The sequence below is a fragment of the Candidatus Eisenbacteria bacterium genome, assembly GCA_013140805.1.
Classification (GTDB): Bacteria; Eisenbacteria; RBG-16-71-46; order RBG-16-71-46; family RBG-16-71-46; genus JABFRW01.
The window spans coordinates 1-24528 of record JABFRW010000155.1 but is presented as its reverse complement, the minus strand read 5'-3'; the positions used below and the strand labels follow the sequence as shown (position 1 = coordinate 24528).

The 24528-nt window shown below is 66.2% G+C and carries 19 protein-coding genes; 8 read left to right on the top strand and 11 right to left on the bottom strand.

What is annotated here, in order from left to right; genetic code table 11:
- On the top strand, positions 1–1945 hold a 1945-nt coding region (locus HOP12_12230), incomplete at its 5' end, for an outer membrane beta-barrel protein (protein NOT34922.1).
- A 57-nt stretch (positions 1946–2002) separates the two neighbouring features.
- Here the strand turns inward: HOP12_12230 and HOP12_12225 are convergent.
- The 3 genes from HOP12_12225 to HOP12_12215 form a co-directional block, all read right to left on the bottom strand.
- Positions 2003–2599, bottom strand: coding sequence for a DUF937 domain-containing protein (locus HOP12_12225; protein ID NOT34921.1), 597 nt, complete (start codon positions 2597–2599; stop codon positions 2003–2005).
- Positions 2600–2691: 92 nt separating this feature from the next.
- The gene (locus tag HOP12_12220; protein ID NOT34920.1) at positions 2692–3474 is read right to left on the bottom strand and encodes a response regulator transcription factor; all 783 of its coding nucleotides are present in this window, start codon (positions 3472–3474) and stop codon (positions 2692–2694) included.
- Positions 3471–4574, bottom strand: a complete 1104-nt coding sequence (locus tag HOP12_12215) for a histidine kinase (GenBank protein NOT34919.1) — start codon at positions 4572–4574, stop codon at positions 3471–3473. Before HOP12_12215 ends, HOP12_12220 begins: the two co-directional genes overlap by 4 nt.
- Before the next feature lie 198 nt (positions 4575–4772).
- Between HOP12_12215 and HOP12_12210 the strand changes: the two genes are divergently transcribed.
- Complete coding sequence (locus HOP12_12210; protein NOT34918.1) at positions 4773–5519, top strand: hypothetical protein; 747 nt, start codon at positions 4773–4775, stop codon at positions 5517–5519.
- Here the strand turns inward: HOP12_12210 and HOP12_12205 are convergent.
- Positions 5510–8059 carry a DUF5117 domain-containing protein gene (locus tag HOP12_12205; GenBank protein ID NOT34917.1) on the bottom strand — a complete coding sequence of 850 codons (2550 nt, stop codon included), beginning with the start codon at positions 8057–8059 and terminating at the stop codon, positions 5510–5512. The two genes, HOP12_12210 and HOP12_12205, sit on opposite strands and share 10 nt — an antisense overlap.
- A gap of 268 nt (positions 8060–8327) precedes the next feature.
- On the opposite strand from HOP12_12205, the gene HOP12_12200 reads away from it, so the two are divergent.
- Positions 8328–9011, top strand: coding sequence for a hypothetical protein (locus tag HOP12_12200; protein NOT34916.1), 684 nt, complete (start codon positions 8328–8330; stop codon positions 9009–9011).
- A gap of 26 nt (positions 9012–9037) precedes the next feature.
- Here the strand turns inward: HOP12_12200 and HOP12_12195 are convergent, their stop codons facing one another.
- From HOP12_12195 to HOP12_12165, 7 genes are all read right to left on the bottom strand, one after another.
- Entirely contained in the window at positions 9038–10684 is a 1647-nt protein-coding gene (locus tag HOP12_12195; GenBank protein ID NOT34915.1) for a hypothetical protein, read from the bottom strand.
- Positions 10685–10714: 30 nt separating this feature from the next.
- Entirely contained in the window at positions 10715–10999 is a 285-nt protein-coding gene (locus HOP12_12190; GenBank protein ID NOT34914.1) for a hypothetical protein, read from the bottom strand.
- 306 nt (positions 11000–11305) lie between these two features.
- Positions 11306–13195, bottom strand: a complete 1890-nt coding sequence (locus HOP12_12185) for a sigma 54-interacting transcriptional regulator (protein NOT34913.1) — start codon at positions 13193–13195, stop codon at positions 11306–11308.
- Positions 13196–14537: 1342 nt separating this feature from the next.
- Entirely contained in the window at positions 14538–14828 is a 291-nt protein-coding gene (locus HOP12_12180; protein ID NOT34912.1) for a hypothetical protein, read from the bottom strand.
- 189 nt (positions 14829–15017) lie between these two features.
- A complete protein-coding gene (locus HOP12_12175; GenBank protein NOT34911.1) occupies positions 15018–15659 on the bottom strand; it encodes an outer membrane beta-barrel protein in 642 nt (213 codons plus the stop codon).
- A 69-nt stretch (positions 15660–15728) separates the two neighbouring features.
- Positions 15729–17642, bottom strand: a complete 1914-nt coding sequence (gene lysA, locus HOP12_12170; GenBank protein ID NOT34910.1) for a diaminopimelate decarboxylase — start codon at positions 17640–17642, stop codon at positions 15729–15731.
- Positions 17643–17686: 44 nt separating this feature from the next.
- The gene (locus HOP12_12165) at positions 17687–18679 is read right to left on the bottom strand and encodes a D-2-hydroxyacid dehydrogenase (GenBank protein ID NOT34909.1); all 993 of its coding nucleotides are present in this window, start codon (positions 18677–18679) and stop codon (positions 17687–17689) included.
- A gap of 167 nt (positions 18680–18846) precedes the next feature.
- On the opposite strand from HOP12_12165, the gene HOP12_12160 reads away from it, so the two are divergent.
- The 5 genes from HOP12_12160 to HOP12_12140 all read left to right on the top strand — a co-directional run.
- Positions 18847–19761: a hypothetical protein gene (locus HOP12_12160; protein ID NOT34908.1), complete on the top strand. Its 915-nt coding sequence runs from the start codon at positions 18847–18849 to the stop codon at positions 19759–19761.
- A gap of 22 nt (positions 19762–19783) precedes the next feature.
- Positions 19784–21532: an ABC transporter ATP-binding protein gene (locus HOP12_12155; GenBank protein NOT34907.1), complete on the top strand. Its 1749-nt coding sequence runs from the start codon at positions 19784–19786 to the stop codon at positions 21530–21532.
- Entirely contained in the window at positions 21529–23385 is a 1857-nt protein-coding gene (locus tag HOP12_12150) for an ABC transporter ATP-binding protein (GenBank protein ID NOT34906.1), read from the top strand. Before HOP12_12155 ends, HOP12_12150 begins: the two co-directional genes overlap by 4 nt.
- 13 nt (positions 23386–23398) lie before the next feature.
- Positions 23399–24145, top strand: a complete 747-nt coding sequence (locus tag HOP12_12145) for a hypothetical protein (protein ID NOT34905.1) — start codon at positions 23399–23401, stop codon at positions 24143–24145.
- A 36-nt stretch (positions 24146–24181) separates the two neighbouring features.
- The coding region (locus HOP12_12140; protein ID NOT34904.1) for a DUF2723 domain-containing protein at positions 24182–24528 on the top strand (347 nt) is incomplete at its 3' end.

Genomic DNA, 24528 nt, shown 5'->3' with positions numbered 1-24528 from the left:
GCGCATGATGATGTTCGGCGGCGGTGGCGGCGGCCCGCGCGGGCCCGGCGGTGGCGGCGGCATGTTCCGCATGGGCGGTGGCGGTAGCGGCGTCGATCCGAGCAGCTTCTTCGTGAATCAGCAGGGTGGCCTGAGCACCACGCATTCGGGCGGCACCAACTACGCGGGCCAATGGGGCAAGAAGCTCTCGGTCACGAGCAGCGTGTTCGTGAACGACACCGACAACGACAATACGCAGTCGCTGTCGCGCCAGTTCCTGCCGCCGCAGGATTCGACTGCGTTCTACGACCAGGCCACCACCAGCGACAGTCGCAATGGCAATCAGCGCTTCGACGGGCGCTTCGAGTGGACGCTCGATTCGCTCAACTCGGTGATCATGCAGCCGCGGCTCTACTTCCAGAACAACCGCACCAACAGCTTCGCGGTGGGCGGCAACACTTCGACGCTCGGCGAGGTGCTGAATGCGGCGAGCAATGACAACCAGAGCGACACGCGCGGCAACAACCTGTCGAATCGCCTCACGTTGCGGCACAAGTTCGCACGGCGCGGGCGCAACATCTCGGCCGACATCAACATGGGGCACAACGAGCGCGACGGCGACGGCGCCCAGTACTCACTGACCGACTACTTCCAGGGCGACTCGACCGTCAGCGACACGCTCAACCAGCGTTCGAATTCGCTCACCACCACGAACACGCTCTCGACCCGCATCGCGTACACCGAGCCTCTGCACCCGCGCCTTCAGATGCAGCTCACCTACAGCCCGGCGCTCACGCGCAGCGAGTCCGATGCGCGGGCGCTGCGGTTCGACCCGTTCAGCGGCACCTACAGCGTGCCGGACAGTGCGCTGTCGAACTCGTACGAGAGCCGCAATCTGGTTCAGAACGGCGGGGCCTCGTTGTTGTTCACGACCGGGCCATGGAAGCTGCTCACCACCGGCGCCTATCAGCGCACGCAGCTCCGCTCGGAACAGACGTTTCCCGACAGCCGCCGGATCGAGCAGACGTTCGAGGATGTGCTGCCGTCGGTGATCCTGACCGCGAGCCTGCAGAATCGACGCAACGTCCGGCTCGCCTACAACACCTCGACCACCGCGCCGACGATCAATCAGCTTCAGAACGTGCTCGACAACTCGAATCCGCTCTCGCTCTCGAGCGGCAATCCGAACCTGCGCCAGACCTACAATCACTCCTTGCAGCTGCGCATCTCGGAAGCCGACCCGGCGAAATCCAAGAGCCGGTTCGTGTTCGGGAACCTGACACGCACCTCGCACCCGATCGCGAACTCCACGTTCATCGCACCGAACGACACCACCATCCGGGGCATCTTCCTGGCGCGCGGCACGCAGCTCACCACACCCGAGAACCTCGATCACTCCTGGAACGCGTTCCTGTTCGGCGTGCACAGCCGGCCGACCAAGGTGCTCAAGAGCATTCTGAGTCTGAACGGCGGTGGCAGCTTCACCCGCACTCCGACTCGCATCACCGCAGGCGTCAACGAGGCGAGCACCTACGGCATCCGCTCGGGCGCGACGCTGTCGAGCAACATCAGCCAGAATCTCGATTTCTCGGTGTCCTACCAGGGCACCTACAACATCACCCGCAATACGCTGAGCGAGAGCAATCGCGGCGACTACTACACGCATACGCTCGGCTTCCGCTTCAACGCAATCGCTCCGCACGGAATCGTGGTGCGGCAGGAGCTGAATCACAACCTGCAGAGCGGCGTGCCGAATCAGTTCGGCCAGGACGTCGTGCTGTGGAACACGACACTCGGCAAGAAGCTGCTCAAGGGCGACCGCGGCGAGATCCGGGTGACCGCGACCGACGTGCTCGCGCAGGAACGCAGCGTCAATCGCAGCGTCACAGAGACCTACGTTCAGGACTCGCGCGATCGCACGCTCGGGCGTTACGTGCAGGCGGTGTTCACCTACACCTGGCGGTAGCCGGCCCGGCGAACGACTCTCGAATGCCCGAGTGGAATTACGGAACGAGCCCGGCGGTCAGCGACCGCCGAAGAGCTTGCCGAGCCCGCCGACGATTTCGTCGAGCCCTGAGCCGTCGCCGTTCTTGTCGAGCATTCGATTCGCGAATCCCATCAGGTCGGGCTGAGCCTGAGCGTGCGACTCGCTGGCGCCCTGAAGCGAACGGGTGAGCCCCGAGGAGTCCAGACCCTGCTGACGCTGGGCGCGGCCGAGTGCTCCCATCACGATCGGGGCGAGGATCGCCATCAGCTGCGCTGCCTGTGCCGCGTCGATGCCGCCGGCCTTCGCGACTGCTTGATTGGCGACCTCGCGACGTCCACCCAGCACGTGACCGAGAATTCCGCCGCCGTCGGTGGCCTTGCCGCCCGTTGCACCGCCGAACAGACCGCCGAGATTGTCGAGCAGGCCGCCGTCGTGGTCGCGCGCGAGCGCCTGATGCAACGCGTCGGCGCCGCCCGGCTCCTGCGCGTTGCGCGTGAGTCCGGCCAGAATCATGGGCAGTGCGGCTGCGATCGCGCCTTGCGTGGCCTGTGGATTCGCACCGATGCGTTCACCGATCGCCCGCGAGTTGTCGCCGCCGAGTGCATCGTTTACGAGATCGAGAATGCCGGACATGGTGCCTCCGCCTGAAGGTGGGTGGGAAAGCGTCGAACTCCCGGCGAGGCTAGCATCCGGCCCGGCTATCGCCTATCGCACGGCCCGCGGCCTCACAGGAGCGCATCGCGATAGCGGCGGCTCATGCGCAGCATGGTGCCGTCGCGAAGCACGATCTCGCCGTCGCCGTGCGGCGAGCGCCGGATCTCGGCGACCTCGGCCACATTCACGATCGCGCCGCGATGAATGCGAGCGAACTCGCGCGCCGGCAGCTGCTCCTCGAGCTGACTCAGGGTGATGCGGTGCAGCAGCTCGCGACCACCGGTGTGAATCGTGACGTAGTTGCCGCACGACTCGAGCCACTGGATCGCGCCGACCGGCACGATCCGGAATCGCGGACCATCCCGCACCATGAGGCGATCGAGCGCCGCTGCTCGCCGCGATTCCGCCGGCGCATCGCGGGTAGCGCTCGGGCCATCGGCGCCACCGCGCAACGCGACAGCGAGTTCCTCGAGCGTGCGCGAAGCGAGCCGCTGCGCATGCGCTGACCGTGCGTGTTCGAGCGCCGCTTCGAAGCGCTGCGGCACGATCGGCTTGAGCAGATAGTCGAGCGCGTGCACTTCGAAGGCGCGCAGGGCGTGGCGATCGAAGGCGGTCACGAAGATCACCCGCGGCCGGCGCGCGGCCGGAATCCCCTTCAACACCTCGAACCCATTCAGGTCCGGCATGCGGATGTCGAGGAACATGAGGTCGGGCTCGAACTCGAGCACCGCGGCGATCGCGGCACGACCACTCGAAGCCTCGGCGACCACTTCGAAGCCTTCCACACGCTCGAGTCGCAAGCGCAGCCCCTCACGCGACGGCCGCTCGTCGTCAACGATCAACACTCGGATCATGCGCCACCCGCCGTCGCGGCACGCCGAGCGGGAATGCGGATCGTGGTCACGTACTCGTGTCCCGGTGCGGCCTCGCTACGAAACGCATGCTCGCCCGGATACAACTGCTCGAGGCGCTCGCGGGTGTTTCGAAGCCCCACGCCCAGGCGCGGGCGTTCGGGTCTGGCCGGTGCGAGGTCCGCGAGCGGATTCGTGATTTCGATGAGGAGCGCCTCGCCTTCCAGCCCGACTCGCAGTCGCACGTGATTCAATCCGTCGGGCGATTGTCCGCCGTGCTCGATCGCATTCTCGATCAGCGGCTGCAACACCAGACTCGGAACCAGCATTTCGACCGCCCGTGGCTCGATATCGAGCTCGACCCGCAACCAGTCCGCGAAACGAACGCGCTGAATGTCGAGATACAGATCGAGCAGCTCCAGCTCGCGCTTGAGCGGCACCTGGTGCGGCAGCTGGTCGTCGAGACTCGCACGCACCAGATCACCGAGCGCTCCGACCATTTCGGTGACCTGCCCGGGGCGGCCCTGAAGCGAAAACGTCGAGATCGCGTTCAGGGTGTTGAAGAAGAAGTGGGGACTCAGCTGAGACCGCAGGGCATTGAGGCGCGCCTCGGTGAGGCTCGCGGCCAGCCGCGCACGCTCCCGTTCGCGCTGCTCGGATTCCTGCAGGTAGTCGAGCGCGTGAAACATGCCTACCATCGCCCCATACATCGCGACCTGATTGGCGAGGAACGCGAAGAACGAGCGCTGCACAGTTACGAGCATCGGCTGCTGCCCGAGCTGACCGGTCCACTTGAAGATCAGAACCGTCCCGATCACCGTGATCGCGGAGAACAGAAACGCGCCGAGCAGGTGAAGCGGCAGGCGACGCAGCCAGGTGTCGGGCCCGAGCCGCGCGTGTCGTGACAGCCAGCCCACCGGCCACGCGATCGACAGCTGCACGATCCACGACGGCAGGGTGCCCTTGAGCATCGACCCGAGCGTCACGGTGCGACCCACGCGCGCGTCCGCCACGTAGAGGCTCAGCGCCTCGAGACTGCCGATCACGAAGAAGAAAGCCAGCACCGCCGCCACCGGCGTCCATTTGGAATCGAGGCGTCTCACATGCCGATCTCCATGGCGACGATTATGGCTCACGCGCGGTCATGATTCTCACCCGCATGTCACTCCCAGCTCCCGCTCGTCACGGTTCGATTGAGCGGGCTCGGTCCCAAATCGAAGCTCCTCTGCGTGAAGCCCGGCAGTGGCCGGGTCCGAACCAACCGACCGGTCGTGAGACGACGGGTCCACGCGGAGACTTCGATGAACGCTTCTTACCACCGGTACCCGCTCCTCGCACTCCTCGTTGCTGCCTTCGTGGCGTGCCCCGCAACCCTTCTCGCGGCACCGATCGCCGGTCCTGAAGACGAGATCGCAATCGAGGCCGACGACGCGCCGGTCGTCAACGCGACCTGCACGCTCACGCCCGGACCGGTCAACAACTTCTCGTTTATCTGGACGCCGCCCGAGGAGCTGAAGACCGTGGCGTGGAAGGTCCCGACCGCGAACTGCGCAGCGTGCGCCGCCACCGGTGCCGTGACGCCCACCAGCCTGCGATTCCGCATGCGGTGGCTCGGAGCCTGCTCCGCGCAGGTTCAGTTCTCGATCGTGGGAGCGGTTCAGGGCGCGACGTGCCTCGAGCCCGATCCGACTCGAGTGCTGTGCTCGCCGAGCAACTTCACGATCACCGGCACCGGTAGCACCAACGTGATCCACACGCTGCCGATTCCGGCCGGATGCTGCATCACGGGCAACGCCTTCGTGCTGCTCCGATTCACCGGACTCGGCGCCTGCGCGAGCGCCACCACCGGGCCAGGGCTCGCCGCGTCGACGGCGGCCTGCGTCGCCTGCACGCAGTTCGTGACCGCGCTCAACATCTTCACCACCACGACAGAATGGTGCTCGGTCGGCGCGGCTAATCCGATGTGGCTGTCGCTCGAAACCGATTGCTGCGGCGCCACGCCGAGCCTCGGCCACTCGTGGGGCACGCTGAAGACGCTCTATCGGTAGTCCTGCGGACGCAGACGAGCCGAGCTCGACTCCCACACGCATTCGTCGCTCGCGTTCCATCCCCCGATCGGCGGGCCCGGTGGCAACTCGGGTGCACCGCCGGGTGCCGCCGAAGGCGCGGGCGACGATGCTGCAGGGCGCGCCATGTAGCGCGCGATGTCACCGGCCAGAGCGTCGCGCAGCGCCCGGTCGGCCGGCTCGCCGGAACGCGCGCCGCGTTTGAGGTCGGCTGCCAGTCGCGTCAGGCATGCCTCGAGTGCGGCGCGCACCGCGGTGGTCTGCGTCGGCGCGGCGGCCGACTCGATGAGCCCACGAGCCACGACCCCCTGCTGGGTCCGACGGATCTCACGCAGCCGCGGCGTCGCCGGCGCGGGGTCGCCGAAGACTCGATGCGTGATTGCATCGAGCAGCTCCTCGACGCCCGGCTGCGACGGATCGCGGCGATGGAAGTCGACCAGGCGCGCCAGGCGCGCGGGCGGCAGCAGCACGCCGAGCGTCAGTTCGGTCGCGGTCCCGGCCGCTCCGAGCGCATCGAACATCGGGCTGGTGTGCGACCCGAAGAACTCGCGGTGCGGTGGATACGCGACCGACGGTGGAGCCAACTTGCCGAGCAGCGACTCGGGCAGGTCGAGCTGCGCGGGATCAAGGGTGGTCAGTACCGCGGCGAGCGCGGCGCGCTGTCGATCCGCGGGCACCGGTCGAGCGGGCGCCGAGCCGTCACCGCGCACGGAGTACGAGTAGTCGAGCCCGCCGATCGACTTGGCCGCCGCCTCCATCTGGTAGCGATGGTGGTAGTAGAGCGGCACCAGTACGGCGTTGAGACTGCCAAGTGGCGCGCCGGGGAAGATGTTGCGCTCACCGAAGCGCCGCAGCGCGAGCCGCCGTACCTGGAGTTCGTGCGTCAGCGTTGCGATCGGGTCCGCGCCGTTGTCCCACATCGCCGCGAGCGGGTGCGCTGCGCCCGCGGGGCGCGTGTCTTCGTCCGACAAGTAGAGGAGACGCTTCGATTGGTTGTCGCGCAGGATCGCCTCGAGGCCCGCGCCCTCGGCCGCTGGCGAGCTGAACTCCGAATAGGCGTAACGAACCGTTTGCACATCCCACTCACCCACTCCGACGCCATAGGCACTCGAGAAGTCGAGCGAGCTGTCGGGTCGGATGCCGACCTGCGGCGCCGGGTAGTCCATGACCGAGGCGCGATCGCCGTAAGTGCTGGCGGCAAAGTTGTGATTGAAGCCGAGCGTGTGACCCACCTCGTGGGCTGAGAGCTGCCGAATGCGCGCGAGACTCACCTCGACCGGATCGTCAGCGAGCCCACTCCCCGACTTCTCGATGCCCGCGAGGCCTTCGATGATCATGCGATCCTGGCGGATGCGCAGCGAGCCGAGCCACACATGCCCCTTGATCATCTCGCCGGTCCGCGGGTCGATGATGCCTCCGCCATAAGACCAGCCACGCGACGCGCGATGCACCCACTGGATCACGTTGTAGCGCACGTCGAGCGGGTCCGCGTCGGGCGGCAGCAGCTTGACCTGAAACGCGTCGATGAATCCCGCGGCCTCGAATGCGCGCGCCCACCACGAGGCGCCTTCGACGAGCGCGGAGCGAATCGGCTCCGGCGCACCCGAATCGACGTAGTAGACCAGCGGCCACTTCACTCGTGAGCGAGCCGCCGAAGGATCGAGCTTCTCGAGCCGATGCCGCACCAGCCAGCGCACGTCCAGATCGGCAGCGATCGGTTGCGCGTAGTCGGCGAACAGCACCTCGAACGACCCGCAGCGCGGGTCCCAGACGCGCGGCTTGAAGCCGTCATCGGGCAGTCGCACGAGCGAGTGGTGCTGCGTCAGTGTGATCGCCTGCGGCGTGGGTGCGGTGGCGCGCACTTCGGGGCCGGGTTCGTCGCTCGCAAAGGTCAGCACCGCCTCGAACTCGAGATTGTCGGGGAAACTCTTGCACTGCCCGGGTTCGAGGGCGCTGCGATCCTTGTCGAGGCTATAGGCCCCCTGATTGGCCTCCTTGAGCGCCGCGGTCATTCGATGCGCGTCGCGAACGACGAACGAGGTGAGATCGATCAGAAGGCGACCATCGGAAGCCGTGGCCACCACCTCTCCGGCCCACAGAATCGACACCGCGAACGACTCGCGCACCGCGCGCACCTCGTTGCTGTCCGCGGACTGCGCGCGGTAGCGCAGGTTCGGCTGCTCGAGCATCACCCGATTGCCGACGCGGCGAAACGTCACCACCCGAGCATCGCCGCTCTGCCCACGATCGAGCCCGACCGGATTGGAGCCGAGCCCGGTTCGGATGCCCTCGAGGTAGAGAAACGACCCGCACTCGTTCCGCTCGCCGACCGGCTTCGGCAGCTCGAGCAGCAGCTTGCCGGCGGAGCGATCGAGGTAGGTCGTGAGCAATCCCGTTCGGCGGAGTGCGGATTTGGCGTGCGCGGCGAATGGATCCGTGGCGGCCGCAGCCCCAGAGGCGTTGCAGATCGCAGCGGCGACGACGACGATTGCGATCGAGTGCTTGAGAATTGCCGTGGCCATGACCCTCGCCTGGGTTCGGGATTTGCGCCCTGGATCCGATGAGCGCGGGACAATAGAGGGGCTCCTCGGCTCGGGTCCAGATCGCGGGAGTCCGGCCGCGACTCAACCACCCCGCAACTCGTGCGACGGATTCGGCCGACTCGTGCTAACGTAGTCGAGCTTTTGAGTCGCCTTTCCGCCCATTGAGGGCAATCCGGCGACACCCCCAGCGCACATGCGCGGATGCGTCCCTCGAGTCACCCTCCTGGGCCGCAGCGGAGCCATCCAGGTGACCAGTGTTTTGATCGCAGTTCTCGTCGGCATCGTCACCGGCCTCCTGCAGGCAACGTTCTTCGAGTGGATCTACCATCGCAACTGGTTGCATCGCCCGTGGCTGCCGCCACAGATGTTCACGGCGCACACCCTGGTGCACCACCAGCTCTGCAAGCACGAGGACACCTTCCATGTTCACGAAGAGGAACAGGAAGAGGCGCTGAGCTTTCAGTGGTGGGGCGGTTTCGCGCTGGTGGGCCTCAACATGGTGCCGTGGGTCGGGCTCGGGCTGGGCCTGACGGCGCTGGGTGTGAACCTGCCGTGGGTGGCGTTCGCGATCGCGGTCGCATCGACGATCTTCGTGTACTACCTCGCCTACGAGGGCTTCCACTACCTGATGCACAAGCCGTCGATCCCGTGGATCGAGAGCAGAGGCTTCTTCAAGTTCATCACCCAGCATCACAAGCTGCACCACATTCACATGGGCAAGAACTTCAACGTCGTGCTGCCGCTCGCGGATGTGCTGCTGGGCACGCTGATCCTCACCGACCCGCTGCCGCCCCAGAAGACGAGCCCCGAGGCGAAGCGCATTGCGCGCCGCCACAGCCGCCACAACCGGAATCGCACGAGCGCGGCCCCGGAGACCGGGACCGAGATCGAGCTTCCGGCGCCGAAGCCCTCGCACACCGAGGCGAGTTAGCGAAGCGGTTGCAAAGCCGGCCGCGACTACTTTCTCCGCTCGAGTTTTCGGTCTTCGAAGTGAACGGTCTGGATCCGCCGCACTTCGAGCGCCAGCCAGCGAATGAATTCTTGACGGAAGAAGCCGCTGTGGCCGTCGATCACCCGCTTGTCGGCGAGCATCACCTTCGATGGCATTCCCGGACGTGCGGCGGCGCGCGGAATCGCTACGACGAGTTCCCTGCCCTGACTTCGCGGCTTGAGATCCAGACTCGGCAGCATGATCTGTTGCTGGATGCTCGCGATCGTCGAGTCACTCGATCCGGCCGGGAGCTTGCCGTGGTACTCGAACCGCTTCTGATTCGCGATCTCTCGGCCTACCTCCTCGCGCTGTTGCCGCTCCTCACGCACGGAATTGGCAGGTGGTAACGGCGCCTTGCGCGGAAGTTCGACGATGGAGCGGCGGGCCGTTTCGACCGAGTCCGGCGTACTGTCGCGCAGCCCGAGGTCGTGAGTGATCTGAGCCTCGTAGCTGCCCAGCGCCTCACGCATCAGATCCTTCTGAGTGCTGTGCTTTTGGGTCTTCGAACCGAACTTCGACAGGAATCGTCCGATCGGAAAGAAGACCAGACGCGCCTTGTCGTTCTCGGCGGACACCGTGAGCATGACGGGCTGCTGGCGTGGCGAGTACTTCAAGCGGCGCGTCAGGCAGTCGATCCGGTGGTAGCGCTCCGCCTCGATCGCAGGATTGATGAGCACCACGAGATCGCCGAAACCGCGCACGATGCTGTCGATCGGGTGCTGCGCCGCGGTGACGGAGTCCGGATAGAACCAATCGCCGGCATGCACGCCCTGATCGGGCATGCTCTTGGAGATGGCGGTCGAGAAGTTCGCTTCGATGCGCTCACGAGTCGCGTCGAAGACGGCCTGACCTCCGAAGCTGTGCCCGACCACCACCATCGACATCAGCCGGTCGGAACGCCGATTCGCGCGGTGGTACAGGGCATCCAGAGCGCCCAGAAATTCCCCAAGATCGCCGTGACCGATCCGTTCCGCCGCTGACTTGCGGCTCCAGAACGTGCAGTACACCGGAATGCTCGCGACCACGCCGAGACCATTCGCAATCGAGACGAATGGGTTCACCACCTTCGACCACTTTCCCCTGGCACTCGGGATCACGGGCATCTCGGGCCACATCTTGCCCCGCCACCCGACATGAATCCCCACGAGCGTCGTGTTCGAGTCCCCCGACGCTCCGAAGCGGAGTGCTTTGAAGTCCCGATCGTTGACCAGATCCCCCAGCGCAAAGGCCGTCTCTCGAAACGCCCTCACATCCGTGTCGCCCTTCGACAGGTTGTGTCGCCAGCCGTGAACGAAGACGAGCAACGCGACGTTTCCGGAGTCCGCGAGCGCGGAAACCTCGTCCAGCACCGCCCGAGGCCGCTCCTTGCCGTAGAACCAGCCCTGGTCGTCCAGTTCGAGGTAGGCGATCCGCACATCGAACGGGGCAGCGCGTAACTGCTCGATCGAGTCTCGCGACGCGTGCCTGCCGAAGTACAGCGGATTCATTCGAGACGCGACAAAGGTGAGACCCGTTACGGCAACACCGGTGCCGATCGCGGCCCCGTGCCACGAACAACCTTGTGGAAGCAACACCATGAGCATCGACGATACTAACCACGCCGAACGGCGCATGATTCCCTCCTGATGAGTGAGTCGCTGGAATCAGTTGCCGCGATTGGAACCGGAACTCGTCGTGCCGGACGATTCTGCGTTGCCGGGTTTCTTCGAGTCGGCCCCTCCCGTCACGACGACGCCCGCCTTCCAACTGGCTGCAAATCGCTCCGAGAACACACTCTCGAATACGACTCCAGCGCCGCCGGCGGCGATGGGAATGAGCATCGACCAGCGACCACTCCAGAGGTGATCGCGCTTCGAACCGAAGACTTGCTCAAACTCGTCATCGGAAAATCCGTTGTACTGGCCGGTGATCGAGTCGAGCACCGCCATTCCGAGGCTGATCCCAGCGTCGCTGGCTCTCAGTTCGTCGGCTTTGGACTGAGCGCTGTCGCTCGTCGAGTCCGCGAGGAATCCGATGATCGGCACGCTAGTCGAGAGCGTCGGACGTCTCAATGAATTACAGGCATCCACCCATCAATTCACGCCGGGCAACCTCGGGAGCCGAGTTGGCGATTCGCGGGGCAGCGCAAAGTTCCGAATTACCGGAACGTTCTTCCGCCTGCATCAGCTTGAGGCGGGCAATTGCTTCCGCGGAGCGGGGACTCGACGCGGAGAGCGCGGGGCGAGGCGGAAGTGCTACTCCATCATCCCGTAGCGCTTCATCTTCGAGAGCAACGTGGTGCGAGAGAGGCCGAGCCGACGAGCCGCTTCGCTCTTCATGCCGCCGGCCTGGCGCAGCGCTTCCTCGATGCGACGCTTCTCGACCACGATCGTCTCCTCGAGCAGGTTCGTGGGGACATCGCTGTCGTCGAGCTCGATACCGTTCGCGTCGATGACTTCGCCATCGCGCGCAAGCGCGACCACGCGTTGAATCGTGGAGCGCAATTCGCGCACGTTTCCCGGCCACGGATGGGCACCCAGTCTCGCCCACGCCGAGTCGGCGAGCTTCACCTCGCGGCCCGCTTCGCTGCACGCCTGCTCGAGGAAGTGCTCGATCAGCAGCGCGATGTCGTCGCCGCGCTGACGCAGCGGCGGCAGGGTGATCACACCGTGCGCGAGTCGATAGTAGAGGTCCGCTCGAAAGCCTTCGCCGTTCTTCAGCGCCAGGCGGTCGCGATTGGTGGCGGCCACGAGTCGCGTATCCGCGCGAGTATTGCGGGTGGCGCCGACGCGGCGGAACTCGCCGCTCTCGAGAAAGCGCAACACGCGCGCCTGCAGCTCGAGCGGCATCTCCCCGACCTCGTCCAGGAACATGCTGCCACCGTCACACGCCTCGACGATGCCGATCTTGTCGCGCAGCGCGCCGGTGAATGAACCAGCCATGTGGCCGAAGAGCTCGCTCTCGAACACCTCGGGCGGGATGGCCGCGCAATTGAGTGGAAGGAACTGTCCGCGACGGCCCGAGATCGTGTGGATCCCGGCTGCGACCAGCTCCTTGCCCGTGCCCGATTCTCCGAGCACCAGCATCGGCGAGCGGCCCTCGGCCAACTTGGCGCACTGCTCCAGGATGTCGAGCACCGAGCGATTGCGCGTAACGAGACCAAAAAGCTCGAGCGCACGTGCGGCGCGCCGTTCGGTCTCGGACGATGCACGCGGGCGACGCGGAGGTCGCGGCTTCTCGCGAACCGAGTCCGACAGCCCGCTGCCGCTGTGGGAGCGATCTCGACTCGCATCGGTCGATGAGGGCTCCGGCGAAAGCGTTGGAGCGAGCTTCTGAATCCGTGCATCGGCGGCCGCAAGCTTGCCCTCGGCGCCCATCTGCTCGAAGTGATCGCGGGCCGCACGAAATGCCTCGAGCGCCGCTCGGTGATCACTGAACTGCCCGGCGTGGTCGCCGCACAGCCAGTCGCCATAGGCGAGCCAAAGCTTGCCCCACTCGTACGGCGTTTCGATGTCCTCGTAGAATGCGAAGCCCTGGTCGAACCAGCTCTTCGCTTCTGCAAAGCGACCGACGGCCGCCGCCGAGAGCGCCAGCACACGATACGTCGCGGCTTCTTCGTAGCGGTCGCCGAGCTCCCGACAATGCTTCAGGCCTTGAAGCGATTCTTCGTAGGCGCGCTCACGCTGTCCAAGCAGTAGATAACACTCGGCACGGCGGTGCCGAAGTTCCGCGATGATGTCGCCCTTGGGCACGAGCGCCATCGCCTTGGGCCACACCTCGTCGTAGAACTTGAGCGCCTCGACCGCCTCGCCCTGCTCGAGGTGCACGTCGCCAAGATACTCTTGAGAGAGCAGCGCGAGCCGGGAAGTATCCGAAACCTCGTAGAGTTCGGAAGCCTTCACGATCTCGGCTTCTGCTTCCTTCAGCTGGCCGGCATGAAGTCGAATCAAGCCGTGCAAGAGTTGAGCAACCGCACCGCGCCGCTTCGCCCCCGCGTCGAGATGGTGCCCGATCGCTGCCGTTGCGAGTCTGGCGGCCTCTCGCAGTCGACCCGCCTTCCACTCAACAATCGCAAGCGATCGCTCTGCGTCGCCGAGGAATGCGCGGAATCCCATCTTCTCGTTGATTGCTATCGCCAGTTGCAAGGCGTCCCGAGCTTCATGCCACCGACATCGTGAACGGGCAATCTTGCTCAGGTTGTCGAGTGCACGGGACTCGACGTGTGACGTAAGCGAGCGTCTTGCCGAAACTAGCGCGTCAAGAGCCAGGCTTCTCGCTTGCGGAAGATCGCCGCTGAAGAGTGCGGCGCTCGAAGTTTCATGCGACGCAAGGGCAAGCAACTCAGTATCTGGAAATGAGAGGAGGCTGGATCGAACTGACTCCAATATCCGCCTGCCTTCGTTGGCCCGATTCATTCTCCAGAGTGCCGCTCCTTCCACGATTTGGCATAGCCAATGAAGCTCCGGGTAGGACTCCAGCAGCACCTGCTGCGCCCGCACACTTCGAGCCAAGTCCAACGATTCCTGCAATTCGCCTCTGTGACGCAGCAATGATGCTCGTTGCAGGTCTGCCCACGCGCGCATGCGGAGGTTTGACCGGTCGAGTCCCAGAGAGATCGACTCGAGTAGCTCCCCAGCGAGCTCAATTTCTCCAACTGCGATTAGGTCGGAGGTACACGACAGCGCTGAAGATTGCGCGTCGGCCCGAAGCGTGAATGGCGTTTCGGCGTTCAATAGAGTTCGAAGCGCCGCGGCACGCTCCAGCAGCGAGTTCATCGTGGACCCCACGGAAGTCGGCTGCTTGACGCAATCATCTGAAGTGCACCCAACGGCCAGAGTGGCGCGACCGCGTAGTAGGTCGGCAGCACTCGTCCGGTTCCATCGTCAGGATCCCCGAACCGAACGATCGGCACGCGGTAGATCGTCCGCTGGCCTGATGGTCCAGCGGAGAGGCGGACGCGACTTGCGTCACTTCCGCCATCGGGAACTCCACCGACCGCCGCACGTCTGCCCGCTGCGACTGCAGGCGAAACGTTCAGCGCTAGCGTGGAGGTGAGAGCGAGTGCAGCGACGATCGCTCTCAATTGTTGCGACTTCATCTTGCGTCTCCCGCGGAGATCCGACTCCGCTCTACTCGGCACACCCCCGGTCCTGGTGACGCCGTCAGGGAACAAAACGGCCCTCCAGCCTGCGCGGGGCGCAGACGAAGGGCAGCGAACGAGTACATGGGCCGAAGGGACCGATCTGGGGCGATTGCGGTCATGGCGGCAGAGTTCCCCGGTCAGCGAGTTACGCAGCGGCCCCGAGCCTAGACCCAGAGCTCGAGCGCTTCAAGAGTCGAATTCGATGGGTTCGGGGACCCGGAACAAATTTCCGGCCCGGTAGTTCTGCCGACCGCTGACCACCCAATCGAAACGGCCGGCACCTTTCGGCACCAGCCGTTCCACATATCCCGGGTGCGCGGATTGGCCCCGCGCCCTGCCGGTTCCTACCGCTTGCCCCACGGCGAGAACCCGTAGGGATAGAAGATCCCGTGCACGAAGCGCCACGGTGGCAGGCTGCCGATCGACTTGCCCAGTCCCACCGGCAGCACGGTTCCGACGGCGGCACTGCTCGCCACCGTGCGAGCGGCTCCACCGCTCGACTGCGTTCGCGCCGCCAATGTCCGTCCGCCCATCGCCAGCCGGGATCCCGCAGCGTCCGCCGGCATCGCGTTCGCGGCGAAGGCCAGAGCGAGCGCACCTGCACCCACCAGCACTCCCAAGCGTTGTGACTTCATGCCACCTCTCCTGCGGAGATCGAACTCCGCTCGATTCGGCACGCACCGGTCCTGGGTGTGCCGACGGGGAACGACACGACTCTTCGATTCTCTCGACTGCAATCGAAGAGCAGCGAACCACCAACTGCGCCCGCGCAGGTTAGTCCCGCCTCTTCAGGTCTTCAAGAGGCGGGCCGTTCGCGGTTTCTGCTAGAACACGAATCCTGCCATCACCGTGAAAACCGAGTTCTTGGTCGGCAGCGCGGCACCGTTGTCCTCCTGGACGTCGCTGAGCGACGAACCGTAGCGCGCTTCGAGCGTCGCCGGGCCCAGTCGCGCCCCGGCACCGACTGCAAAGCCGGTATCGAGCTTCTTGATCTGGTCCTTGAGGTCCTGCTCGTCGAGTGTCGTGTCCTCGGGTTTGAACTTGGCGCTGATGCTGTAGCCGAACGTCGGTCCCGCCACGATGAACGGGCTGAGCGGCAGTCCGAGCGGCAGCGACATGCGCGCGAGCACCGGCAGCTCGATGTACTCCAGGTTCACCTCGCCGTCGCTCGAGAACGGCGGGCTCGGCGAGCTGGCCAGGTCAGTCCACTTGGCGCCCTTCTTCACGTACAGCGCCTCGCCCTGGATCGCGAACAGATCGCCTGGCAGCTTGATCGCCAGCATCAGCCCGCCGGTAATGCCGGTGGTGCGCTCGGGATCGGTCACGTCGGCGATGTCGCCGGTGAGCGTCGCGCCGGTCACGCCGGCCTTGATTCCGAACTCGGTGCCGGCCTGCGCCGGCGGCGTACTCGACACGGTGACCATGCAGGCCAGCGTGAGTGCCGCGAACATCAGTCTGCGAATCATCGAGTCCATCTCCTTGATGGTGGTGTCGTGGGGAGCTTCCGTGCGGCCGGCAGTGTAGCCCACTTCCCGCTACTCGATCCCGACCTCGCGCAGCCGCGGCCGACCGTTGTAGGTCGAACTCATACTCGCCCCGTATGCACCGGCGTCGAGAATCGCAACCAGGTCGCCGCGCTCGAGTGGCGGCAGCGAGACCCGCGAGTCGAACTGATCGCCGCTTTCACACACCGGGCCGACGACGCAGGCATCCGTCCATGCGCCCGCACGCGGCGACACCGGCACGATGCGGTGTCGCGCGTTGTACAGCGCCGGGCGAATCAGGTCGTTCATACCGGCGGCCAGCACCACGAATCGATGCTCACCGCGCAGCTTCACGTTCAGGACCTCGGCGACCAGCACCCCGATCGGCCCGACCACCCAGCGCCCGGGCTCGAGCACGACCTGCACCAGGGTGTCTTCGAGCACCGCGGTCACGAACTTCGCGTAGTCCTCGATCGGAAATTCGCGTCGACCGAAGTCGTAGTCGATGCCGAAGCCGCCACCGAGATTGATCAGCTTGAGCAGGTGCCCGAAGCCCGCCGCTTGCTCTCGCACGTCGAGCGCGAGCGTGAGGGCCTGCTCGAGCGGGCGTGCGTCGAGGATCTGCGAGCCGATGTGGATGTGCAGGCCGTCCAGATTGAGCCGCGGCCAGCGACTGCGCGCGCGCCACGCGCCGAGCGCGTCCTTGGGACTGACTCCGAACTTCGACTCACCGTGGCCGGTCGCCACGTACGGGTGCCCCGCGATCGGCACGTTCGGATTCACGCGAATCGCGACGCGGATGGTGCGCGCGTGCCGCACCGCCGCCGAGTGCAACAAGTCGAGCTCATCGATGCTGTCGGCGTTCACGCAGTGCACGCCGTGTTGCGCGACCCAATCGGCTTCTTCGGGAGTTCGCCCGTTGCCGTTGAGGATTCGCCGCTCCGCGGGGATCCCGCAGGCCTCGGCGAGCTCCAGTTCGCCGAGCGAACCAGCCTCAGCTCCGAACCCTTCCTCGGCGAGCGCATTGAGAATCGGCGGCCAGGAGTTCGCTTTCATCGCGTAGGCGATGAGCGGCGTGAGCGGCCCGAACGCGTTGCGCAGTCGCGTCGCGCGTTCGCGCAGGCCCTGCATGTCGTACGCCCAGAATGCACGAAGCGTCGGATCACTGGCCTGAAGCTCGGCGTGCACCTGGGCGACCCGACGCCCCCCAAGCCACAATTCTCCGTCGGGCCCGCTCTCCGCAGTCGGCGACAGGGGCGGCGAGGGTGGAATCGCACGCGCGGTGGTCGCTGAGTCGAGCCGCTCGCGCGCCTGGGCAAGATCCTCCGGTGTATTCACGTTGAAGAAATCATCGGAGGAAACGCCCAATTCCTTGAGCATCGAATCGCTCAGGTAGTGGGGTCGCAGTCGCTCGAATGCCGCCGTCACGGAACGCTCGCCCGCGTCGACCAGTTCGCTGAGCCGCCGCGTCGCGGCAGGATGCAATACCGACACGAGCGGCTGGGGCATGCCGCCCGGTGAGGGCACGCAGACGAGCGGGCGGCGTCTGGGCGGCGTGCCCTCGGCAACGCGCGCGAGCGCCAAACGGCGCATCAGTCTTCGCTGAACCGCGAGTCCGGTGCGAACCGCACGCAGCGTCTCGGCGGTGACGAACGGAAAGTCGACGCCCATCACGAACGCGAGCTTGAACGGTCGACTCGAAAGCGCCGCCGCGAGCGCGACCAGAGGTCCCCCGTCTCCGGGCGGATCCGCCATGCGAATGATGTCGGGCGCACGATCGGTCGGCACGGGCAGCGTCAGCAGCTCGGGTGCGACCACGATGACCTGGCTGCAGACCTGGAGCAGTGTCGCGAGTGCCCGCTCGACCAGCGTGGATCCGTCGAACTCGACGCACGCCTTGGGCAGCCCGCCCGACGCGAGCCGTCGGCCGCTTCCTCCCGCCAGCAGGACTCCGATCGTCGTCACGTCGCGAGCCATCCCGTTCCGCCCGATTCTCGCGAGCGATCGCGCTAGTACCCCGCGCGCTTGTCCACCACGTTGAGCAGCGACTCCCCCGCAATGTAACGCGCGAGGTTGCCTGCGAACATCTCCACCGAGCGTTCCCAGTAGCGCGGGCCCATCCCCGAGATGTGAGGCGTCAGGATCACGTTGGGCATCGTCCACAGCGGACTCTCGCCCGGCAGCGGCTCCTCGGCCATCACGTCGAGCCCCGCGCCCGCGATCGCCCCGGATTGCAGCGCGGCAATGAGCGCCGGCTCATCGATGATCGCGCCCCGCGCCACGTTGATGAGCACCGCGTGCGTTCGCATGCGCGCAAGGCGTGTGGCGTCGAGCAGCCCGCGCGTTTCGTGCGTGAGGGCCGCGCACACCACCACGAAGTCCGATTCGGCCAGCAGCGCGTCCAGTCGATCCATGCCCCACTGAGCGTCCGCCGGGGCCGCGACCTCGTCCGGGTTTCGGCGGACCGCGATCACGCGCATGCCCAGTCCGCGCGCCCGAGTCGCGACCTGCTGGCCGATCGAGCCGAACCCGACCAGTCCCAGCGTGCCGCCCTCCAGCTCGGCGATCGGCGGGGCCTCGAAGCTCAGCGCCTCCTGATCCCAGGAGCGCCGGTGCTGTGCGTCGCGCGCGAAGTGCAGCTTGCGCGCGAACGCGAGCATCACGCCGATCGCGTGCTCCGCCATCGAGCGCGAGTGCATGCCGCGCGCATTGGTGAGCACCACGTCGCTCTCGATGAACGCGGGAAACATCAGGGGCTCGACGCCGGCCGCGGTGACGTGCACCCAGCGGAGCTGCTTCGCGAACTCGAAGTTGTCGCGCCGAATGCCCCAGCCGAGCACGATGTCGGCCGCCGGCAGCAGGGCCGTTACGGACTCACGGTCGGGAGGCGAATCGAAGTGCACGTCGGGAAACCGCTCGCGCAGCCACGCCACCTGCGCGGCGGGGAGCTTCCAGACACTGTCGTACCAACGAACGTGCTCGAGGACGCGAAGCGCAGGCATGGCGGGCAGGGTGTCACAGGGCGGCAGTCGCGGCGAGAACCCTGCGGCGCCGGTCGCGACCGCCTTGCTTCGCGCTCCCCGGCTCCCCTACCTTCCCTCGGTTCTGACCGGCGAATCGCCCCGGGCGCCCCTGCGCCCTGTCCCACCTCGGAGGCTCCCGACCCCTCATGCGCACGCGTACCGTGCTGTTCGTGCTTGCTCTGGCCGCTCTCGGCATTCCGGCCGCCGCATCCGCCGACATCTCTCCGTGGCTGCTGGCGCCCGGTGAGCAGGCGACCTCGATCGAGGGCGGTTTCTACTCGTCCGACACGTATCACGACGCCGATGGCAACCGCGCCTACCTCGCGGGTGGTGGGCTGGCGGAGCAGCGTTCGCTGACCTGGACGAGCCAGTTCGGCTGGAAGAAGTGGGCGAACTTCCGCGCCGCGATTCCATTCGTGAGCGCGACGCGTCGCTTCGGCGGCAATGGCCAGCCGACGCTCCCCACCACGGCAGGACTCGGCGATGCGCTCGTGAGCCTGTTGATTCCGGTGTGGAAGGGTTCGGGTGCGGCGGCGGTCGAGATCACCTGGAAGGGCCCGCTCGGCTACGACCGCAGTTTCCTGTTCGAATCCGAGAATGACGTCATCAACGTGAACGAAGCGCGGCAGCTCTCGACTCCCTCGCTCGGCGAGGGACAGCACGACTTCACCGGTATGTTTCGATTGGGAAGCGGGCTCGGCGCGCGAGGCTTCTGGCAGGCCGGCGCCGGCTACACCTACCGGGACCTTGCCCCGAGCGATCGGATCGAGCTGTCGGGCGACCTGGGCCTGTGGTTCACGAAGTCGATCCTGCTCGCGGGTCGCTACCGCGGCGGCATCGCGGCCGAGGGCGAGAACCTGACGCGTGACGCGAGCTATCACCTGGCGGGCGCCACGCTGCTCTACCGCGTCGACGACCACCTCGACGTCTTCATCGGCTCGATGCACACCGCGGCGGCCGAGAACGCGCTCCACACCGATCAGATCACGGTCGGACTCACGACCAAGAGCGCCAAGCTGAACCGTTCGCAGGGGTATCTGGGCAACTCGACCAAGCCCTGAGCGGTTCGCAGAGGAACGCGACATCCAAAAGCGAACCGCGCGCCTGCACGCCTATCTGGCCCGCCACCGCGGCGGGCTCGCATGGGGCGTGGCGTGCGTGTTGATCGCGAACGCGATCGTGGTCGCACAGCCGCAGGTCCTGCGTTTCGCGGTCGATGATCTGTATCAGGGCGTGACGGCCCAGAAGCTCGGCCGTTACGCCCTGACGCTTTTCGGAGTCGCTCTGCTGGGCGGCATCTTCAAGTACTTCATGCGGCAGGTCGTGATCGGGATCTCGCGCCGCATCGAATACGACCTGCGCAACGACCTGTTCGAGCACCTGCAGCGACTGCCGGCCTCGTACTATCAGGACACGCGGATCGGCGAGATCATGGCGCGCGCCACCAACGACATGTCGGCGGTGCGCATGATGATGGGCCCCGGCATCATGTACTTCGTGAACACGGTGGCGGTCGGCGTCGCGTCGATCGTGCTGATGTTCGCGATCTCGCCCCGCGTGACGTTCTACACGCTGCTGCCGCTCCCGCTGGTCTCGTTCTCGGTGTGGTTCTTCGGCGAGCGCATTCACCGCCGCTTCGAATCCATCCAGGCACACTTCGCCCGCATCGCGGCGCACGTGCAGGAGAATCTCTCGGGCCTGCGCGTAGTGCGTGCGTTCGCGCTGGAGCGCGTGCAGCACGCCGACTTCCTGCGGCTCAATCGCGAGTACCTCGATCGCAACGTCGCATTGATCCGCACCAGTGGCGCCTTCTACCCCGCGCTGTCGTTCCTGTCGGGCGTTGCCGCGCTGCTCGCGCTGTTTCTGGGCGGGCGCGAGGTCATCAAGGATCGCATCTCGCTCGGCGAGTTCGTGGCCTTCACCTGGTATCTGGGCATGCTCAACTGGCCGGTCGTCGCGCTCGGCTGGGTGATCAGTCTGTGGCAACGGGGCCTCGCGTCGTGGGGGCGCATCGACGAGATCCTGTCGGCCGACGCTTCGATCCGAACGGCCCCGAACGCTCGCAAGCCGGAGGGCCGCGCGAGCGGCGAGATCGTGATCCGCAACCTCACGTTCACGTACCCGGGTGCTCGCGAGCCGGCGCTCTCGAACCTGTCACTCGACGTGCCGGCCGGCAGCACGCTGGCGATCGTGGGCCGCACCGGATCCGGAAAGTCGTCGCTGATCCAGTTGCTGCCGCGCGTGTTCGACGCCCCGCGTGGCACGGTGTTCCTCGACGGCATCGATGTGCTCGACCTGGATCTCCAGTGGCTGCGAGCCCAGATCGCCTACGTGCCGCAGGAGACCTTCCTGTTCTCGGCGACGCTGGCGGAGAACGTGGCGTTCGGCGTGGATCACGCCACCGCCGCCGAGATCGAGCGAGTCGGTGCGATCGCGCACCTGTCGCCGGACGTCGAGCGATTCCCGAAGCGTTGGGAGACCCGCGTTGGCGAACGCGGCATCACGCTGTCGGGCGGGCAGAAGCAGCGCACCGCGATCGCGCGCGCACTGCTGCGCGACAGCCCGGTGCTGCTGCTCGACGACTGTCTCTCGAGCGTCGACACGCACACCGAGCACGAGATCCTGCACGGGCTCGAAGGTGAGATGCGCAAGCGCACCGCGCTGATCGTGTCGCATCGGGTGAGCGCGGTACGCGACGCCGACGAGATCGTGGTGCTCGATCACGGCGCGGTGGTGGAGCGCGGCACGCACGACGCACTGCTGACGCGCGGCGGACGCTATGCCGAACTGCAACGAGTCGAGCAGCTCGAAGAGGAGATCGAAGCTTCGTGAGTAACGCTCCCGACGAAGAACGCCACGACCGCGCGCTCGACCGCCATCTGCTGCGGCGGCTGCTCGGTTACCTGCGCCCCTATCGCTGGCAGGTGGCGCTCGCGATCCTGGTCGGGTTCGTCGGAACCCTGGTGCAACTGGCGGGGCCCTACCTGACCAAGCAGGCGATCGACCACGGCATCCGCCACCGCGACCTGCCGTTCCTCGATCAGATCGCGATGCTCTACCTGTCGGTGCTCGCGATCGGGTTCTTCATCGGGTTCCTCGAGACGCAGATCATGCAGCGGGTGGGCCAGCGCATCATGCTGGACCTTCGCACCGCGCTGTTCGCTCGATTGCAGCGCCTGCCGGTCTCCTACTTCGATCGCAATCCGGTCGGGCGCGTGATGACGCGAGTCACCAACGACGTGGACACGCTGAACGAGCTCTTCACCTCGGGGCTCGTGTCGTTCGTCGGTGACTTCCTCACCCTGATCGGCATCATCATCGCGATGGTCCAGCTCAACGCCGAGTTGCTGGGCGTCACGTTCTCGGTGATTCCGCTGATCGTGATCGCGACCATCGCGTTTCGCGTCGTGGTGCGGAACTCGTTCCGCGAAGTGCGCGTCGCGCTGTCGCGGCTCAATGCGTTTCTCAACGAGCACCTCAGCGGCATGAGCACGGTGCAGGTGCTCAATCGCGAGCCGCGCTCGTTCGACGAGTTCCAGGAGCGCAACGCCTCGCACCGCGACGCCAACTTGAAGACCGTCGCTCAGCACGCGGTGTTCTTCCCGGTGCTCGAACTGGTGGGTGCGATCGCGATCTCGCTGATCGTGTGGTACGGCGGCCGCCAGGTGATGTGGACCGGCATCACGCTCGGCACGCTGGTCGCGTTCATTCAGTACACGCAGCGCTTCTTCCGGCCGGTCTCGGACATGAGCGAGAAGTACGGCATTCTGCAGCAGTCCATGGCGGCGGCCGAGCGCGTGTTCGAGCTGCTCGACGCCCCCGAGGATCCGGCACTCGCGCACCCCGACGCGGCGGGCCTGCGCCCCGAGCGGCTGCGCGGCCACATCGAGTTCGAGAACGTGTGGTTCGCCTATCAAGATGAGGAATGGGTGCTGCAGGACGTGTCGCTCGAGATCCGTCCCGGCGAGCGGGTCGCGATCGTCGGGCCGACGGGCTCCGGCAAGACCACGCTCGTCAGCCTGCTGTTGCGCTACTACGCGCCGCAGCGCGGCGTGATCCGCGTGGATGGCGTGCCGATCGAGCGCTACGACGTGCGGGCGCTGCGCTCGCGACTGGGCGTGGTGCTGCAGGACGTGTTCCTGTTCAGCGGAACGATCGAGGGCAACCTGTCGCTCGGTCGCTCGCGCCTCGACCGCGAGGCAATGCTCGCAGCGGCGCGCGAAGTCGGAGCCGAGCCGTTCATCACGCGCCTCGATGGCGGCTACGGCGCGGTGGTCCGCGAGCGCGGAGCCACGTTCTCGGCCGGGCAGCGCCAGCTCGTCTCGTTCGCCCGAGCGCTTGCGCACGATCCCGACGTGCTGATCCTGGATGAAGCCACGGCGAATGTGGACTCGCGCACCGAAGAGCAGCTGCAGCGTGCGGTGAGGCGGCTGCTGGCCGGGCGCACCAGTCTGGTGATCGCGCATCGGCTCTCGACGCTTCAGGATGTCGATCGCATCGTGGTCGTTCACCACGGGCGGGTGCGCGAGAACGGAACCCATGCCGAGCTGATCGCCCTCGGCGGACTCTATGCGAGGCTCTACCAGCTCCAATCGCTGGGCGCGGGGCGTCGCGCAGCCGAACGTGCGCCGGACGAAGCACCCGAACTGCTCATGCGAGCGAATCGTCGCACGGAAATGAACTAGGAGAACTCGACTCATGCGACGTGGCCACCCGGTGCCGTTTCTCGCAACCCTCGGAGTCGTGATGCTGGTGGCATGCGCGGCTCCGGCGCCGGCGTCCGCGCGAGCCCACTACCTGGGCGCCGGCATCGGCGCGTTCGGAACCACTCAGGCGGCCGAGCCGGGGGCTTCGGAACTGACCGATATCGCCATTCTGTTGCGCGCCGGGCTGCACGTGAGCCGCAACGTGGCAATCGAAGTGACCGCGATGAAGTTCGACGGCGAACTGGATCCGCCGAGCGAGCTCGCCACTCACAACGGGTTGATCGGCTCGACGGTGTTCGCGCTCGAAGGGCAGCAGATGTCGTTCCGCGGATTTTCGGCGGGATTGGGTGCTCGCGTATTTAGACACCTCGGGCCGTTCGTGAGTTCCGCGCGCCTCAGTGCCGAGTTGCACTCGAGTCGCCTCACGTTCACCGAAGTCGACTTGGACACGCTCGGCGGCGGCTCGATCATCGCGACGGTTCGCGATCTCGATGAGACCGTGTGGGGCGTGCGCCCCGTCGCCGCGGTCGCGCTCGAGCTTCCGCTCGAGATCGCATCGCTCTCCCGCACGACCCGCCCCTCTCAGACCAAGCCCGGGGTGCAGGTGCGCTTCGGACTCGAAGCGGGCTATGTGTTCTTCAACGAAGGCGACTACGGGGCGATGGGGCGTGACCGCGACATGAGTGGATGGTTCGCACTGTTTGCGGCTCGCGTCTACGGCGGCGCGCCGCCGCGCTAGAACTCGGACTCGACCGCAATGAGCATCGGCGACCGAATGCAGCAAAGCGAGAGAAACGATTCCTCCAGCCTTCCGATCGTGGTACTCGGCTTCTGCGTTCCGCTGGCCGCGTACCTCTTCACGTTGGTCTGGGAGCCGGCGTGGGGAGATCCCGCTGAGCTCTCACTGCAGGCGTGGCGATTCGGTGTGGTGCATCCGGCCGGAGCACCTGCCCACACACTGCTCGCGGGCGTGCTGGCACGGTTCGGGCCCGAGCCTGCGATCGCAACCAATCTGTTCTCGGCACTGTGCACCGCGATCGCATCGGCACTCGTGGGGCTGTCGGTTCATGGGCTGACCGGTCGGCGAACTCCCGGCGTGCTGGCGGCGTGGAGCTTCGCGTT